We start from the raw sequence: 18,611 nt of genomic DNA, 5'->3' as shown, positions 1-18,611 counted from the left end.
ATGAAATTATTACATACAGAACTGCTTATAGCCAGACATTTTAAAAATTCTGTTTTTAAAAATCCGGCACTTTATATTATTACCTTTTTTATTGGCATATTACTATTGTTTGCTGCTTTTTCAGGTTGGGACAATTACAAAAGCCAAAACGAAACTAGCGAAAAATATCAGCACGAATCTCGCGAAGACTGGTTGAAAAATCCAGATAAGAATCCGCATAGAATGGCGCATTACGGCAATTTTGCTTTTAGAAAAAGTACGTCGTTGAGCGTTTTTGAATTTGGAATGGAGCCGTTTTTTGGAAATGCAATTTTTCTAGAAGCGCACAAACAAAACACAGCCAATTTTTCTGAAGCTGGCTTTTCAAACAGCATGCTTCGTTTTGGCGAAATCAGCATTGCTATGGTTTTGCAGATTTTACTGCCTTTATTAATCTTTTTTATCGGATTTAATTCTGTTGCTTACGAAAGAGAAAACGGAACTCTAAAAATCCTTTTAAGTCAAGGAATTAATTGGAAACAACTTTTATGGGGCAAAATTCTGGGCGTTGCGAGCGTTGTTATGCTTCTATTTGTCCCAACTATCATTGTATTGGTTTTAATCTGGTTAACACTTCAAAACTTTTCAATTACAGCAGATGAAATGATCAAAATGCTTTTATTTATAGTGTTTCATTTTATTTATCTGATGTTCTTTTGTGTGGTTGCTGTTTTGGTTTCGGCGTCTAGCAAAACATCAAAAAAAGCGTTGGTTTCTTTAATTGGAATTTGGCTGATTTTTACCATTATTCTGCCGAGAACAACACAGGCAATTGGAGCCTATTTGTACGAAGCGCCGTCAAAAATTCAATTTACGAGTAATATTGAAAATGATATTTTAAAACAAGGCGACAGCCACAATCCAAACGATTTACATTATAAAGCGATAAAAGATTCTTTATTAAGAGTTTACAAAGTCGATTCGGTACAAAAACTTCCTTTTAATTATTCAGGATTTATCATGACTGAAGGCGAAAGAATCAGTTCAAATATCTACAACAGACATTTAGAAGATTTATTGAAGGTTTATGCCAAACAAAATAGCTTCTCGAAAGCCGTTTCTTTTCTGAATCCGTATATCGCCATGAAAAATTTATCGATGGGATTATCGAATACCGATTATGATTCGTACATCGATTTTCAGAAACAAGCCGAAGTTTACCGTTACACGATGGCACAGAAAATGAATGCTTTGCAAGTTAAATACATCAGTAATAAAAAACCTGGTCCAAATGATAAACCATTAACAATTGGCAAAGAACATTGGGCAGATCTTGAAGAATTTCATTATGAACCAAAAGGCATCAGTGAAGTTTTAAAAACCGAAATCAGTTCTGTTATCTCTATTCTTTTATGGGTGATTCTGCTGTTTGTTTTGATCAGAATTGCTGCTAAAAATCTAAAAGCCATCTAATATGTTAGTACTCTTATTTAAAAATTTTATACGTTCAAAAGGTACCAAAATTGGATTACTTTTTTTATTAATCATTGGTTTTATAAGCCTTTTAATTGGACATCAGTTTCAAGAAAAACAACAAAATAATATCGCTGAAGCTGCTGTTTACCAAAAAGAACATATTGCGAGAAATGCCGCTTTTCATAAAGATGAAATTGGGCTCCTACTCTACTACATCAAATTTTCATTGGTCAACAATACGTTGCCTATTAATAGTTTAGCAATCGGACAGCGCGATGTGAATCCGTCTATTCAAAATGTTACCATTCGCGGTTTGGAAGGCCAGAAATACGATTCGGAACTCAATAATCCGAGTAATTTGCTGTCTGGAAATATAGACTTTAGTTTTGTCCTTTTGTATTTGTTTCCGCTTTTGATTATTGCTTTTTCCTATAATGTTATTTCTGAAGAAAAAGAATCTGGAACTTGGAAAATTGTGGCAGTACAAAGTCCGAATACTTTTTTATATATCTTGAAATTGTTCTATGTCAGAATTTTAAGCTTAGTAGCGCTTTTGACTTTGATTCTTTTGGTTGCTGTCTTGTTTTTACAAATCCCACTTGATAAATTGTTTTTTGTCTTTTACGGATTGTCTGTTTTGTATATTTTGTTTTGGTTTGCGGTTTGTTTTTTCATTGTTTCATTACAGAAAAATTCAAACTTCAATGCCGTTATTCTATTGACAATCTGGCTGTTTTTAATCATCATTCTTCCTGCTGGAATCAATACGTATATTATCAATAAATATAAGGTTCCAGAAGCTTTAGAATTAACGCTTACGCAACGAAATGCTTACCACGAAAAATGGGACATGGGTAAACAGGAAACGGTAGATAAATTCTACAAGCATTATCCGCAGTTTAAAAATTATGCACTTCCCGATAAAGAATTCAGCTGGCTTTGGTATTATGCGATGCAGCAAATGGGGGACGATGAATCGGCAGTTCAGTCGAAAGAATTAGAGACTAAATTAGAGCAGCGAAATCGTGCAAGCGAATTGATCGCGCAGTTTATTCCAACGCTTCATACGCAGATCCAGTTAAACGAAATTGCAAAGTCTGATTTGCGAAACCAGCTTCTTTTTCTGAAAGAAACGACTAAATTCCATGAAAAACTGCGACTGCATTTTTATCCGAAAATATTCGACAATGCGGCTGTCAATCAGCAAAATTGGGAAGATTTTAAAGTAGAGACTTTTGAAGATAACTCTGAAACTAGTTTTATGAAAGCGGTTTTGCCTTTATTGCTTTTCAATCTTTTATTGATTGGTTTTGGATGGCGAAATTTTAATCAAAAAGTTATTATTTAAGTCTCTATTTTAGCGCAAAGACGCGATCCCGATAGCTATCGGGAACGCAAAGTTCGCAAAGTTTTTTTAGACAAAGCTTTGCGGACTTTGCGTTTTTATAAAGGTTTAGCACATCAAAAAAAATTGCGTGCTTTGCCGTTAAAAAACAGCCTATGTTAAACCTATTCTGAATAAAATTTCATGGAAATGTCTTTATTTTCATTTTATTTAGAATTAATATAAATAAACTTTTATATTTGCCGCTTTCTGAGCAAAATGGAGTAGTTTTTAAAATTTACTTTAATATTGCTTTCGCCAAAATAAATTACGTTTAATGAATAATAATGCCCGTTTCGAATTAGATCTTTTCCATTCCTTCAAGGAAGGAGACGAAACTGCATTCAAGTTTTTTTACGACAAATATTTTAGACGAATCCAATCTTTCAGCATTCAATTTATTTACGATCAAGACGAAGCTGAAAATCTTGCTCAAGAAGCCTTACTACACCTGTGGCAAAGTCGAGAAGAAATAGAATCTATCAATGGGATTCAGGCTTTCTTGTTTACTTACGCCAAATCAAAATGCTTGAATTTAATCCGTCATAATAAAGTGAAGGATAAATTCAAAAATGACCTTTTAAACCACAAAGAAAGAGAATTGGATATCGAAGTTTTAAATTCGATTCAGTTTGACACTTTAGAATTAACCGAATTAGAACGTATAATTCAGGAATCTATCAGCGAATTGCCTCCAAAAACTCGAGAAGTTTTTATAAAAAAACGTTTCGAAAATAAAAAAAACGCAGAAATCGCCGAAGAAATGGGAGTTACTTTAAAAGCTGTTGAAGCCCATATGACAAAGGCTTTGAAGATTTTAAAGACTAAATTATCCGATTATTTGTTCTTAATTTTTATCCTTATTTATAATAATTAAGAATAAAAGGTAGGGTATTTTAATTCTGAGGTGTACTTATATTGGCGTGAAGTTTTAAAAAGCATATATGACATCGGAAATAATAAATAAATACCTTTCTAATGAAGCTTCAGAACAAGAAGTTCAGGCACTTTTTGATTGGATCGAAGCATCGGAAGAAAACAAACAGCAATTTATAAAGGCTAAGAAGATTTGGGCATTGACTACTCTTTCTTCTACTTTATCTATTGAAACTGTTCCGCTAATTCAGATGAAACCGAGAAACAAATTCAGACCGTATTTACGATACGCTGCTGTATTTTTAGTGTTTTTAGGTTTAGGAACTACTATTTATTTATTGAATAGCAAGTCTGAAACTACAAAAGAAATTGTTCTAGAATTAGGCGACGGCCATTTGGAATATATTTCAGAAAAAACTCAGACTACGCTGTTAAATGACAAAGGCGATTTGGTAGCCAAAAAATTTCCGACTGAGATTATTTACTTTGGTAAAGTTCAGGACCATAAAGTGATATACAATACGCTTTCTATTCCGTACGGAAAACGTTTCAAACTTCAACTTTCAGACGGTACTGTTGTGAGTTTAAACTCTGGAACCACTTTACGTTATCCGGAGCAATTTGGCGTAAACGGAAACAGAAATGTCTATTTAACCGGTGAGGCATTTTTTGAAGTTGCCAAAGACAAACTGCATCCGTTTATTGTGCATGCTAATCAGGCAGATATTGAAGTTCTCGGGACTACATTTAATGTGAGCGCTTATCCTGAGAATCCTACAGTTAATAGTACCTTAATTGAAGGAAGCATTAAAATGTCTGAAGCTGTTAATCCTTCTAACACTATTTTGCTAGAGCCAAACCAAATGGCGACATGGCGGAATAATTCAAAAAAATTGGTCTTAAAAGAAGTCGATCCAACCTTTTATGCTGCCTGGACAAAAGGCGAACTTGCTTTTAAAGACACCCCATTTTCTACAATCGCTAAAATTATTCAGCGTACTTATGATGTTGAAATTATCAACGAAAATTCTGATTTGGCCAGACAGAATTTTACCGGTACGATTAAAATCAGCGAATCTAGTGTCGAGAACATTTTAGACCTACTAAAACGTGACACGCCTTTTAATTATTCTATTCAACAAAAAACCATTACAATCACCAATCCGCGATAACTAAATAAACATGACATTTACGATACAACCCATTTTAAGAAAAATTCTGTTTTTCTTAGTCCTTCTCATATCTGGATTTAAAGGATTTTCTCAAAATAAATTGATTACAATACATGCCAAAAACAAACCTATAAACCTAATAATCAAAACTATTGAAGAGCAAAGTGATTTTAGAATCATTTATAATGCAAAAAAAATAGACACCGACCAATTAGCCGATTTAGATGTTACTAATGCCACTTTAGAAACGGCTTTAAAGAAGTTATTAAAGGGCACCAATATTTCGTATTACATTCAAAAAAAGCAAGTTTTATTGACCGATGCTACTCCTGTTGATAAATCTAATACTGCAGTTCAAGAAACAGAACGCATTATAAAAGGTACAGTTTATAGTGCAAAAGACAAACAGCCTCTTCCTGGCGCGACTATTCGTGTAAACGGAACTGGAATGGGCGCGATAACCGATGCAAACGGAAAATTTGCTTACGAATTAAAAGGCGATAATATTAAATACCAAATTCTTGAAGTGGCGTACTTAGGAATGGAATCGCAATCGCAAGTAGCGGGTTACAAGAAAGAGTTTGTCTTTTATCTTCAAGAAGTTACAGACGAATTAAATCCTGTTGTAATCACATCTTCTTACGGAACTACAAAACTAAAAGAAGAAATTGTTGGAAGTATTTCGACTTTACAGGCTAAAGATATTGCCGTAGAACAGGCTTCTGAAAGTTTTGATAAAATGATCACAGGACAAATTGCCGGAGTTATGGTAGAAAATACTTCTGGTGTTGGTGGTCCCGTAAAAATCAACATTCGCGGACAAGGTACTTTGTCTTCTTTGAGTAATGCCATTACTGGAACTTCATCACAACCTCTTATCATTGTTGACGGTGTGGTAATGAGTGAGGAATTTGCTATAGATGGCGGTGATTTTGACGGATCTGGAGTTTATGCTGAAAATTTAGCTAATCCGTTAATGAAAATTGCACCTGAAAATATTGAAACCATTTCTGTTTTAAAAGATGCTGCAGCCGTTGGTATTTACGGTGCTGACGGAGCAAATGGAGTAATTTTGATTACTACTAAAAAAGGAAAAAAAGGAAAAACTCAATTTGGTTTTTCTAATCAGTTAGGGGTTTCTTCTGCCATTAATCAAATTAAATATTTGAATGGAGAACAATATACCGAACTGCGAAATGAATTCATGAAAAATACCACGGTAGGTTATGTTCCTGTTTCTTATAACGGAATAAACACCGACTGGTTTGATATTTTGAACAGAGCAGGTATTTACAATAAATACAATTTTAATGTTTCAGGTTCTACTTCTAAATTCTCTTACCGCACCAATGTTAGTTATACCAAAATTGACGAGCCACAGCTTGGTAATGAAACTAAGCAATTAAACGCTGGAATTAATTTAGGCTACAGCTCTGGAAAATTAGACATTAACTTAATGCTTAACCCAAGTTTTGTCCAAAAAGATGCTCCTAATATTTTTTATAATTTCGCTTATGTTCCAACACTTGCCGTTTACAATGCAGACGGTTCGTATGCCGATTTGGGGGTAACGGGTACAACCAGAGGAAATCCTTTGGCAGCCATTGAGCAGAACAAAAACGAAGCACAGACTTTTGGACTTTTAGGAAGTTTAAATTTATCTTATAAACTAAATGATAATATTAAATTTTCTACTCTTTTTGGTATGGATTATACCGATAAAGAGCAAGATAGATACTTTTCTGCTGCTAATGAAAGCGGTCAATATAATGGAACTTTTATTTATGATAAAATAACCTATCCAGCATGGGGGCGCCGTGTTATCAATCAGCGTAATTCTACAAAATGGAATTGGCAAGGTCAAGCTTTATTCAATAAAAAACTTAATGAAAGCAACGAAATTGATGGTGTAGTTGGTTTTGAATTGGCTGAGGATAAAACTGATTTTAATTTCAAATCTGGTGTGGGTTTCTTAGAGCCTGAGCATATTAATAATATTACTGATGCCATAAGAGATGATAACCCTGATACGGTTGTTGACGAATCAAAAAACGGACAGAGCTACAGAAACGAAATTAGTTACAATTCGAGAGTTTCGCTATTCTCACAAATCAATTACAACTACAAAAAACGTTACTTTTTATTGGTAAATTATCGTCGGGATCAAAGTTCTGTTTTTGGAGATGATACCGATGTGGCTCACAATGGAGGTTTAGGTGCTGGATGGATTCTTAGCAATGAAAACTTTTTAAGCTCTAATTCTTGGATCGACTTCTTGAAGTTAAAAGCAAGTTACGGTTCTACAGGAAACTCTAAAATTGGTTCGTACAGATCGAAAGGTATTTACAATATCAGCCAAAACGGCTACAATGGTTCTATTGGTGCAACGACTGGCGCAACACCTAATGGTAGATTAAGCTGGGAAAAAAATACAAAATTCAATGCTGGATTTGATTTTAATGTCTTTAAAAGAGTCGAGTTAACATTAGAATATTACTATGATGATAAAAGCAATTTAATTACGACCAGAGACATTCCTACAGAAAATGGTTATGGCACTGTAGAATTAAACGCTGCAAGTATGTACAACAAAGGTTTTGAACTTACTACAAGAATTAAATGGGTAAAAAGCAATGCTTTTAAGTGGACTACGGCATTTAACATCGCGACAATACAAAATAAAGTAACCGAATTAAAAGGTTTAGGAAGCGAGTATTCTCAGGCAAATCTTGCATTGGCACAAAAAATTGGTTACAGCACTTCAACTTTATGGGGAATAAAATGGGTTGGTGTAGATCCTGCAACAGGAAGAGATCTTATTCAGAAAAATGGTCAGGTTTATGACGTTAAAATGTACAACGATTTATTCACTATTGCGGACTGGGAACCCATTGGAGACAAACAAGCTGATGCTTACGGAGGTTTTTATAACACCTTTACTTTTTATAATAATCTTACTTTATCGATTAGAGGAGATTATCAAATTGGAGGCGAATTCTTGGCGTCAAATCTTCTTATTGACCAATACAACAATACTTCAAACCGAAATTTATCTGTAAATGCATACGATTATTGGAGAAAACCAGGAGATAATGTTACACAATCTGCCGCAACACTTTCTCCAATTTTGCCCAACTTAAGCAAATATATTTATGATGCTACTTATATCAGAATCAGCAATATTAATTTAAGTTACAACGTACCATTGAAAAACACTTTCTTAGACTCACTTGCTGTATTTGCAGATGCTACAAACGTGGCATATTGGTACAAGGAGAAAAGTCCGAAAGGAATGAACGGAATACGAGAGTATAGTTATATCTATCCACAGGCAAGAACAATTTCGCTAGGAGTTAATGCTAAATTTTAAGAACATGAAATATTCAAATTACCTATTTATATTTTTTCTGCTATTTTCATTACAGAGCTGTAGTGACTTTTTAGAACAAGAACCAGGAACAAAGACATCTATAGACGAACTTTTGCAAAACAAAAAAGGCGTTTTACAAGCGCTTACCGGACTTTATACAGAAGTAGAAGCTAATGTAAGACCAGAATACTATGCCGTTTATGCTGATTTGCAAGGTGGTAATTTAAAATATGGTCCTACTGCAACAGGAGGTCTTAAAGGGCAGATTTCGCCATCATCAAATCTTTCGCTGGTTTATTCTTTTGATGATTCAGCTGCAGATAGTGATTTCAATATGTTTTATGACACCAGTTACGACATCATAAATCAGGCAAATCTAATTCTAGAATATACTCCTGCCCTAACCGACGCTACTGATGCCGAGAAAAACCAAATAAAAGCAGAAGCATTATCTATAAGAGCTTACACTCATTTTCTGTTGTCTCTTATTTACAGTCAGAATTATAGTTACACTCCAGATGCATCACATTTAGGTATTGTTTACAGCACAGAATCTATAAAATCTGGTGTGAAATATCCAATCAGAAAAACTGCTGCCGAAACGTATTCTTTAATTATTGCCGATTTAAAAAACGCTATAGATAGTTATTCAGGTACTTCATTGCTTCCTGGAGCGGCTTATACTTACTTTAGCAAAAAAAGTGCCCAAGCGTTGCTGGCAAGAGTCTATCTCCAAAAAGGAGATTGGGCAAATGCCTACGAAACCGCAAATGAGGTTATTGCCACTTCTGGAGTTACGTTAACCAGCAAAGAAAGCTTAGTTTCAGAATGGGAAAAAGCAGATGTTCCTGTTTCAGAAATTTTACTTGAATTTGCTAATCCAAAAGACACTGAAGGAAATGTTTCGACCTCTATGGCACAGACTTTTGGTTACCTTACAGACACTAACTTTCAAAAATATGTCGCTTCAAATGATTTAGTTGATCTATATGAAAGCACTGATTTGAGAAAACAATTGTTCTTAACCAAATCGCTTTTCACATTAGTAGGCGGCGTACAGACGTTTCTTAATTACAACTTTACCAAAAAATTTCAGGACAATGCTGGTTATGTTGCTTTCAGATTAAGCGAAATGTATTTAATTCGTGCCGAAGCAGCCTTAGAAACCAACAGAGCAGATTTGGCAATGGCAGATATTAATATCATTCGCGCTCGTGCCAACGCTTCTTTATTAACCAATACAACCAATCTTAAAGAAAATATCTTTTTAGAAAGAAGAAAAGAACTATGTTTTGAAGGCTTCTTACTCTTTGATATTGCCAGAAACCACAAAGATGTTTCCAGAAACGATGGCTGTATCGCTACGGTTTGCAGTCTTACTTATCCTTCATTAAAATACGTTCTGCCAATACCAAAAAGCAACATTAATCTTAACCCAAAATTGCAGCAAAATGACTCGTATTAAGATATTCAGCATATTATTTATAGTATTATTATATATTTCCTGTTCTAAAGATGATTATAAATTAGGTTCTGAAATAGAGCCGCATTTGCGATTTAATTTTTTAGTAAAGGCAGACAATGCACCTTTAGAATATCCAGCAATAAATGGAAATTTGATTCCGCAGTCTACTTATGAGAACAAAGCGGTAAGAACATTAAAAGTTCCTGTAACCTTAACAGCGCGCGATTTAAAAGGAACTGTGACGGCCAATTTTAGCGCTGAAACAAATGGCGAAAGTGACAGTTTTAGCGTAAAACCTACTAATCAGCTTTCATTTCAAGGCAATAAATTAACAGATACAATTTTTGTTTCTTTTGATAAAAGATGGACTAAAAGCCAAAATATTACGCTAAAATTAGAAACCGTTTCTGATCCTGAAATCCATATTGGAAACCTCAATACTGCCTATCCAAACGATACATTTAAGATTGATTTAGGAACCATTTCAACCAATTATACTTTTCCGGTAACGAGATACAATGTAAAAGGCGAAATAGGCGAAACAATTGATTTTAAAGTATATTATCCGAATGGTTTTTTCCCTGAAGAAATCGAAAATGCTTCTATTTTTAAATTTCAAAACGGATTCGAATATTCTTTAACGCATGACGATTATGGTGATAACAGAACTTCTGTAAACTATCATTTAACTCTATTAGAAGATCTTCAAAACGATGATGCTCAATTTGAGTCTAAAATAACGTTAGTCAATATTCCTAATTATACTGCTACTGGAAATATCACCTTAACTATTGCAAAACCAATCAAAACGCCGAGAGATGTTCAGGCGTATCCAGCATCTAAATTTACAGATCCAACAAATGCTTTTTACTTAACTTATGGCGAACATTGGTTTAGTAATACTGCTGGTAATTGTGCGTGGCAGACATTTAATGCCTTAACTTTTCCTGTAATTGTTACAAAAGACGATCCAAATGCAATACTTTACAGTGATCGAGGAACTACAAATCCGAATGACGACATTTATCACGATGCTTTCAAAATTGGATTTAATGTAGCAAGCGGAACCAATACCGTGAATTCTTTTGGTCTTAAAAGATGGTTCTCTAATGAAAGTAATGCCGCTGCTATTTCTCCCGGATTTAATATTACTTCTGCTTTAGAATTTTTCCCGGCAAATGGAAACAGTAAAACCGAGGGAACGGTCTTAGTAATTCCACAAGATCTTACAATTGGTTCTAGTGCATCAAATACACACACTATTGCCATTTCTGGCGAAGGAACGTATAAAGAAATTAGTGCAGGTTTATTTGAAATTACATTTGAATTAAAACTAACAAATGACAAACTGTTTGGAGGAACAGTTTCGACACAATACCGAATGTACAATAACAGAACATATCCAAAACCTGCTGCTTTAAGCATTGACTGTCCGAAGGAAGTTACTTTATAATGGTAAATTGTAAATGGTTAATTATTAATGATTGATCATTGTCCATAATTGAGCTTTGTCAAAGTTTAAAACTTTGACAAAGCTTTTGGAGGGTAAAAAAGTTTCATGTTTCAAGTTCCAAGTTTCACGTTTCGCACAACTTGAAACCTGAAACATGAAACTTCAAGAACAAAATCAAGAAAAAAACAAAAAACAAAAAGAATTGAAAAAACTAATCATCCCATTCTTATTCCTGCTGAGCTTAACGGCTTACAAAAGCATGGAAGGTCCTGATTACATCGATATTCAGGAATTAAGAAAACTCTATTCCAGCAGAGATGCCTCAAAATGGCCTGCTGCGGAACTACATGAAAATATCGATAAATCGAAATTCCAAGATATTGGCGTGCTTCCTGCAGTTCCTTATCCTGCTTATAATCCTTATTCGAAGGAAAAAGAAAGTTTGGGTAAGATTTTGTTTTTTGATCCGAGGTTATCTCGTAGCGGCCAAATTGCCTGCGCTTCTTGCCATAATCCAGAATTGGGCTGGACGGATAATTTGACACGTTCTTTCGGTCACGATCGCCAAACGGGAAAACGCAATTCGATGACGATTTTAAACTCAGCCTATGCCACTTCTTTATTTTGGGATGGAAGAGCTAAGAGTTTAGAAGATCAAGCGCAATTTCCTGTTGCAGATCCATTGGAAATGAATGAAAAACTGACGATTGCTGTTGATAAAATTGCTAAAATTAAAGGCTACAATTCGTTGTTTACAGCAGCTTTTGGAGATAAAAAAGTGACTTTAGAACGCATTCAATACGCTATTGCCACTTTCGAAAGATCAATTAATAGCCCGAAAAGCAAATTCGATCAGTTTGTAAGCGGAAAATCAGAAATTTATACCGATCAGCAGGTAAAAGGAATGCATTTGTTTAGAACCAAAGCGCAATGCATCAATTGCCACAATACGCCTTATTTCAGCGACAATCAATTTCATAATGATGGTCAGACATTATTCGGAACAAAAAATGAAGATTTTGGACGTTATAATGTGACTAAAGATGTCAAAGATATTGGCAAATTCAGAACACCAACACTTCGCGAAGTAGCTAACACAAAACCTTGGATGCACCACGGACATTTTCCAAGTTTATTGGATGTGGTCGAATTGTACAATTTAGGAAACCCATCTCCTATTCAGAAAAAATATTTGGGAACGCCAAGAGATTCTCTAATTCCAAAAGTAGATCCGATGTTGCGAAAATTAAATTTAACGAAAGAAGAAATCAGCGATTTACTGGCTTTTATCGAAACTTTAAGTACACCGACAAGAAGAATTATAACTCCAGAAATGCCAAAATAAATTTAGTTATTGATTTGTATTTTGCCCCAAAAAAATGACAAATCTACTAAGCCTGTTTCTTTATGAAATGGGCTTTTTTATTTTACAACGCGGCCATTAAAATTGAAAGATTTTTCAATAATCTTGCAACAAGGACTATCTGTCTTTTTGTAGCTTTATCGATTATTTAAAGATGCCATTCTAAAACAATCAATAATTATTTACTATCCTTTTATTGACACATAAAATACCGCTTTAGTCCTGATTTTATCGGCGTTTCTTAAATTTGACTATAACTCGAAGCAAACTTTTCATTTATAAAAATTACTCTTATGAAGATAGATCAAATCGAAATCAAAACAAACGATATTCAAAAAACGAAAGCATTTTATCAGGGGCTTTTTGGGCTTTTTATTCTGGAAAATGACGAAAAATCGATAACGTTTCAAGCAGGGACTTCCATTTTAAAATTTGTCGAAGATCCTCACTTTAATTCCATTTATCATTTTGCTTTTAATATTCCAGAAAATCAACTGGAAGAAGCCATTCAATGGTGTAAAAACAAAGTCGAATTAATTGTTTTAGAAGATAATAGTGTGGTTACAAATTTCGAAAATTGGAATGCGCATTCTATTTATTTCTTCGATTACAACGGAAATTTATTGGAGTTCATTGCAAGACATGACCTCAATAATGAACAAGTTGGTGAATTCAACTCCGCATCTATTTTAAGCATCAGCGAAATCGGAATTGTTACGGAAAGTCCATTGGAATTAGGAAATCAATTAATTGAAGAACACGGACTTCATTTCTTCTCGCAAAACACAAATACAGACAAATTTGCGGCAATTGGCGATCATGAAGGTTTGCTAATTTTGGTACAGCCCACTAGAAATTGGTATCCCACGCAGATTCCTTCTGAAAGTAATCCGGTGAAAGTATCACTAGAAAACAATGAAAATTTGATTGAACTATATTTATAAATAACTTTATATCAAACAGATAAAAATATAATTTGTATTTTCATCACAGAAAAAAAATATTTATAATATCGTTTTAATCTGTATGAAAAGATACTTCTTCCTGATAGTATTATTTTGGAGCTTTTGTGTTTGCAATTCACAAACCAATCTCGCATACGAAGAATTAATCGCGGAAGCTTCTTTACTTCATCTTAAAAAAGACTATAAAAATGCTATTTCAAAACTAGAAAAAGCGTTCTCGCTTGAAGAACCTGATGCATTAAATTCTTATAAAGCTGCAGGAATGTATGCTTTAGCTGAAAATAAAACCGAAGCTTTTAAATATTTAAATAGGACTCTGAACAAAGGATGGACTGAAGCAGAGCAACTTTCCATCGATCCGTATTTTGATTTTTTACGTGCAAATTATTCAGAATCGTGGAAAGCTATTGAACAAAAAGCACAATTAAAAGAGCAACAATATGAGAAGAAATTAAAACTTCCAGAATTGCGGAAACAAATTAATGCAATGGGAATTGCAGATCAGAAACTCCGATATTCGAAAATACAAACTTCAGATCCTGCGCAACTAAAGGAATTACATCAGAAAATTAACGATTTAGATTTTAAAAATCTTTCTACGGCAAAAGAGATTCTCAGGAACTACGGTTGGCCAAAAATATCAGAAATTGGAAAAGATGGTGCTCATAATTTCTGGCTAATTGTACAACACTCTGATCAAGATATTTTGTTTCAGAGAGCAGCTTTGCACGAAATGGATAAATTAAAAGGAACAAAAGAATTGGACATGGAAAACTATGCTTTTCTTTATGACCGCGTGCAATGCAATCTCAATTACAAACAACTTTACGGAACACAAGTTAACTGGACGCACAACGGCGAAGCTTCAAGTTTTAGAGGAATTATAAAAGAGAACGAAGTCGATAAACGAAGAGCTGCTTTCGGACTTCTTCCGTTGCGAATTTATGCGCTGCATTATGGTTTCAAATATAGTCTACCAACCGCCGAAGCAGCTTCTAAAAAAGATCAAAAAGATAGGGAAAGCACTTTAGCTCTGATTAATGAAGCCAAAGAAAAATTCAAAACAAAAGAGTTCCAAAAAGTATATGATAATTATAATAACGCTTCGATGATTTTGGGTGGAATGTCGAGTGATCAAAATTTAGAAGCATCCGAGCTTTTTGCAAAAATCTACAATCAAAATCATGAGGAACAATACAGAAGTATTTCAATTGATTTTTTAAGTTTAAATAAACTGAGAGGAGATTTGAACTTAAAAGCACTTTTAGCTAATAAAGATTTTGTGTCTTTTTATTCTGAAGCTAGATGGAAAGAGCTTTTAGATTAAATTTAGCAAAGAAGTTTTCTTAGTGTAAATAGACTTTTTATTTTTACTAATTTTCAATCGAAAATCCCAATATTTGACAAAAAAGAAATTTAAATTTTATACGACTGAGAAATTAAATTAAATGATAAATCTTAAGCAAATTCTGTTCTTTACAGTTTTAATAACTCACATTGCAAACGCACAATCAAAAGATCCAATTTTGCAAAAACTGATCGACAATAATCTTATAGAACAAAAACAAATAAAAGATTTTGAAAAAAGTCAAGCTCGATTAAAAACAAAAAATACCACTTCGTATTTATATGGATTATTTCAATGCGAATATAAAAGCATAACCGGAAATTTCTTTTCTGAGATAGGCTCGCATGATATTTTTGATTCCGAAAAACTGAATGAAGAACAGCAGAAAAAGGAAAATCAAGAACTTACCGATTATCTTTTTAAACTTAAAAAATGTGATTTGCTTACCGAAGAGCAGGCAAACTATTTTCAACAGGAAATAAACAATAATCTATATACATACAAACTTCAATTTATCAAGGAGATTACCTTTAAAGCTTTCAAATCAGATTATATGGCTCCTGATAAACTAAAGGAATTTGCCAATAAATTAAAATAAAATGGAATTGTCGAAATGCAAGACCAAAATCTTATTGCTGCTATAGAAAATCAAAAAATCAAAAACCCGATTGACATGCTTTCTTATTGTTCCAAAGCCATAATAATCAATCCAAAAAATTATGCAAACGAACCTGAAAAGTATTTAGAACTTGTTCATCAAAAAACAGCAACAATATTGCCTGAACTTGCTTTTACTAATTTTGAATTTCAAATTGCACTTGACAGCATAATGTCTGATGAAGATGATAAATTCTACGACTTCATTGTTTCAATACAATCAAATGGCAGAAAGTACAAGCAAAAAAGCTTTTACCGTATGTACACTCCTTCTAAAAATAAATATTCTTTGGGTTTTATAGATTCTCAGGAATATTACAAAATTTTCAATAAAATACTTACTGACCAACATTCGCCATATAGACTTCATCAAATTACAGCTTATAACGAAGATACAAATGAGGAAAAGACTTTTGGAATAATGGCTTTAACGAAGGAGCAGGAAAAGGCGTTTCAAAATTCGGAATCTTATTTGGTTCCAAGTTCGGAAGATTTCAAAAACAAACCTACCACTTTGCAAATTGAAAAAGCTATCGAAGCGTATACAAAACTTGGCTTGTTCTCAAATTTAACACCGGAACAAATTAATCTTGGAAAAGAAAAGGTTTCCCAACAAGAAAACAGCAATTACAACCAAATACTTTCTGCTTCCCAAACCTGATTTATTGGTTTGATACAGAGCTAGGGAATCTTGAAGATCCATACGCAGAACTAATTAAGGAATTTGCCATAATCTCTCACAATGAATTTAATCCAACTCATATTTCAAATTCATTTGACATTGAAAAAGGGAAGAAAACGACATTAAAATTTAAGCTAGAAAATAAATCGTATACTAAAGTTTTTAAAATCGATAATGATTGGATTGATCCTAATTTTTTTGATTTTATAAAATCTGTTGTAACCGAACACAAACTAAAAGGTCAGTTTTACGAATTATATACCGGTGGACAAGATGCACAAGTTATCTATCTCACCAAAGAGCAATACGATTATATTCGAGCAAATAAGTTGCTTTTATTCGCAGATCAAGAATGGGAAGAAGAATAAATCTTCTTCCAATCCTTAAAATAATATTTTAAAATTTCATCTTCTGAATCCGTACAGCGTTCAATATCGCTAATAACGCCACACCGACATCAGCAAAAACAGCTTCCCACATAGTTGCAAGTCCGCCTGCGCCGAGAATCAGCACAAAAGCTTTTACGACAAAGGCTAAAGTTATATTCTGCCAAACGATTTTTTTGGTTTGTTTTCCAATGTTGATTGCCATGGCGATTTTGCTTGGTCTATCATCCTGAATGACAACATCGGCAGTTTCGATTGTGGCATCGCTTCCTAAACCTCCCATTGCAATTCCGACTGTACTTAAGGCAATTACGGGCGCATCGTTTACACCATCGCCAACAAAAGCAACTGTTTCGTTTTTGGCTTTAATTTCGTTGATCTTATTGACTTTATCTTCTGGAAGCAAATCGCCAAAAGCATTCTTAATCCCCAATTTATCAGCCACAAACTGAACGACATTCATTTTATCACCGCTTAACATCGTCAGTTTTACACCTAAAGATTTTAGTTTTGAAACTGTTTCTTTGGCATCTTCTTTAATTTCGTCGGCAATTGTCAAATAACCAGCAAACTTTCGGTCAAAAGCAATGGCAATTGTAGTATATACTATTGCAGAAGGATCAATATCATACGGAATGGAATATTTATCCAATAATTTAAAATTACCAACGTGAAGCTCTTTTTCGTTGTAAACAGCCTTTAATCCATGTCCCGAGATTTCTTCAATATCTTTTAATACGACCGAAGAATCAATTGGTCCAACATGATTGTGAATTGCCGTTGCCACAGGATGCGAACTTTTATTTTCTATAACATTGATCAGTTTTAAAATTTCGTCTTTATCAAATTCAGGTTTTATAATGACTTCTTGAACTTTAAAAACACCTTCAGTCATCGTTCCTGTTTTGTCTACCACGACATTGTGAATAGTCGAAATGCTGTCTAAGAAATTACTTCCTTTAAACAAGATTCCGTTTCTGCTTGCAGCGCCAATTCCGCCAAAATACCCCAACGGAATACTGATCACCAAAGCACAAGGACATGAAATTACTAAGAAAACCAAAGCTCGATAAAGCCAATCTGTAAAAACATAATTGTCCACAAAAAGCATAGGAATCAAACAAATAGCAATTGCCAAATACACCACAATTGGCGTATAGATTTTGGCAAACTTTCTAATAAACAACTCAGCTGGCGCTTTTTTTGCCGTGGCATTTTGTACCAATTCTAGAATTTTAGACAATTTACTATCGCTGTAAGCTGTAGTAACTTTTACTTCGATAATAGTATTTCCGTTTATCATTCCTGCTAAAACAGGGTCGCCTTTCTTTTTAGTCGCAGGTTTGCTCTCGCCTGTTAAAGCAGCTGTATTGACAAATGCAGAATCAGATAACAATTCGCCATCTAAACCTAGTTTTTCTCCCGCTTTTAACTGAATAATAGCGCCAATTTGAACGTCTTTAGCTTTAACTTTTACTGCAACATTGTTTTCTAAAATATGCACCTCATCTGGTCGCTGATCTAACAGTTTTTTAATGCTTGTTTTGGCTCTGTTAACCGCCATTCCTTGAAAGGTTTCTCCAATGGTATAAAACAGCATTACCGCAACACCTTCAGGATATTCGCCAATGGCAAAAGCGCCAATTGTCGCGATACACATCAGGAAAAACTCAGAGAAAACATCACCTTTCATAATGCTTTGATACGCTTCTCGCAGCACTGGGATTCCTACTGGAAGATACGCAATCGCATACCATACCATTCTAACATATCCTGTAAACCAATCTTGCGGAAAATAGTTATCAAAACCAATTCCGATTATCAATAACACAAAGGATATAATGGATGGCAGGAACAATTTAAAAAGACCTCCTTCTACATTGTGGTCGTGATCGTGGCCTTCGTGATCGTGTCCGCCATTTTCAGAATGAACAGGCTCGTCATGAGAACAGCAGCAGGAAGGTTTGGCTTTATTTTTTGTGTTTTTTACTTCTTTATCTTGATGTATCATTGTAGAGTTTCAAGTTTTAAGTTT

General features: G+C 34.0%; 13 protein-coding genes. 12 read left to right on the top strand and 1 reads right to left on the bottom strand.

The features are described from left to right. The 12 genes from ABTV69_RS14710 to ABTV69_RS14655 all read left to right on the top strand — a co-directional run bounded on the left by ABTV69_RS14710 (position 1) and on the right by ABTV69_RS14655 (position 16,169). Positions 1-1,452 (top strand): ABC transporter permease, encoded by a 1,452-nt coding sequence (locus ABTV69_RS14710; protein ID WP_433829999.1) that lies wholly within the window; start codon positions 1-3, stop codon positions 1,450-1,452. A gap of 1 nt (position 1,453) precedes the next feature. Further along, positions 1,454-2,803, top strand: a complete 1,350-nt coding sequence (locus ABTV69_RS14705; RefSeq protein ID WP_433829997.1) for a DUF3526 domain-containing protein — start codon at positions 1,454-1,456, stop codon at positions 2,801-2,803. Between the two features lie 313 nt (positions 2,804-3,116). Continuing rightward, positions 3,117-3,716, top strand: coding sequence for an RNA polymerase sigma-70 factor (locus tag ABTV69_RS14700; protein ID WP_433829995.1), 600 nt, complete (start codon positions 3,117-3,119; stop codon positions 3,714-3,716). A 67-nt stretch (positions 3,717-3,783) separates the two neighbouring features. Next, entirely contained in the window at positions 3,784-4,887 is a 1,104-nt protein-coding gene (locus ABTV69_RS14695; RefSeq protein ID WP_433829993.1) for a FecR family protein, read from the top strand. A 10-nt stretch (positions 4,888-4,897) separates the two neighbouring features. After that, positions 4,898-8,257 (top strand): SusC/RagA family TonB-linked outer membrane protein, encoded by a 3,360-nt coding sequence (locus ABTV69_RS14690; protein WP_433829991.1) that lies wholly within the window; start codon positions 4,898-4,900, stop codon positions 8,255-8,257. Between the two features lie 4 nt (positions 8,258-8,261). Then, complete coding sequence (locus tag ABTV69_RS14685; RefSeq protein WP_433829989.1) at positions 8,262-9,722, top strand: RagB/SusD family nutrient uptake outer membrane protein; 1,461 nt, start codon at positions 8,262-8,264, stop codon at positions 9,720-9,722. Beyond that, the gene (locus ABTV69_RS14680; RefSeq protein ID WP_433829987.1) at positions 9,709-11,175 is read left to right on the top strand and encodes a hypothetical protein; all 1,467 of its coding nucleotides are present in this window, start codon (positions 9,709-9,711) and stop codon (positions 11,173-11,175) included. The genes ABTV69_RS14685 and ABTV69_RS14680 overlap by 14 nt, the downstream gene beginning before the upstream one ends. A gap of 154 nt (positions 11,176-11,329) precedes the next feature. Next, on the top strand, positions 11,330-12,520 hold the full coding sequence (locus tag ABTV69_RS14675) for a cytochrome-c peroxidase (RefSeq protein ID WP_433829985.1): 1,191 nt from the start codon (positions 11,330-11,332) through the stop codon (positions 12,518-12,520). Between the two features lie 311 nt (positions 12,521-12,831). Further along, positions 12,832-13,482, top strand: a complete 651-nt coding sequence (locus tag ABTV69_RS14670; RefSeq protein ID WP_433829983.1) for a VOC family protein — start codon at positions 12,832-12,834, stop codon at positions 13,480-13,482. 82 nt (positions 13,483-13,564) lie between these two features. Beyond that, the gene (locus ABTV69_RS14665; protein WP_433829981.1) at positions 13,565-14,830 is read left to right on the top strand and encodes a DUF6624 domain-containing protein; all 1,266 of its coding nucleotides are present in this window, start codon (positions 13,565-13,567) and stop codon (positions 14,828-14,830) included. Between the two features lie 121 nt (positions 14,831-14,951). Further along, positions 14,952-15,449, top strand: coding sequence for a hypothetical protein (locus tag ABTV69_RS14660; RefSeq protein WP_433829979.1), 498 nt, complete (start codon positions 14,952-14,954; stop codon positions 15,447-15,449). 15 nt (positions 15,450-15,464) lie between these two features. Then, positions 15,465-16,169, top strand: a complete 705-nt coding sequence (locus tag ABTV69_RS14655) for a hypothetical protein (protein WP_433829977.1) — start codon at positions 15,465-15,467, stop codon at positions 16,167-16,169. A gap of 417 nt (positions 16,170-16,586) precedes the next feature. Here ABTV69_RS14655 and ABTV69_RS14650 read toward each other — a convergent pair whose 3' ends face one another. Further along, a complete protein-coding gene (locus ABTV69_RS14650; protein WP_433829975.1) occupies positions 16,587-18,587 on the bottom strand; it encodes a heavy metal translocating P-type ATPase in 2,001 nt (666 codons plus the stop codon). Positions 18,588-18,611 lie beyond the last annotated feature (24 nt).

The organism is Flavobacterium anhuiense (genome assembly GCF_050990855.1).
Taxonomy (GTDB): Bacteria; Bacteroidota; Bacteroidia; order Flavobacteriales; family Flavobacteriaceae; genus Flavobacterium; species Flavobacterium anhuiense_C.
This window is presented reverse-complemented; position numbering and strand designations above follow the sequence as displayed.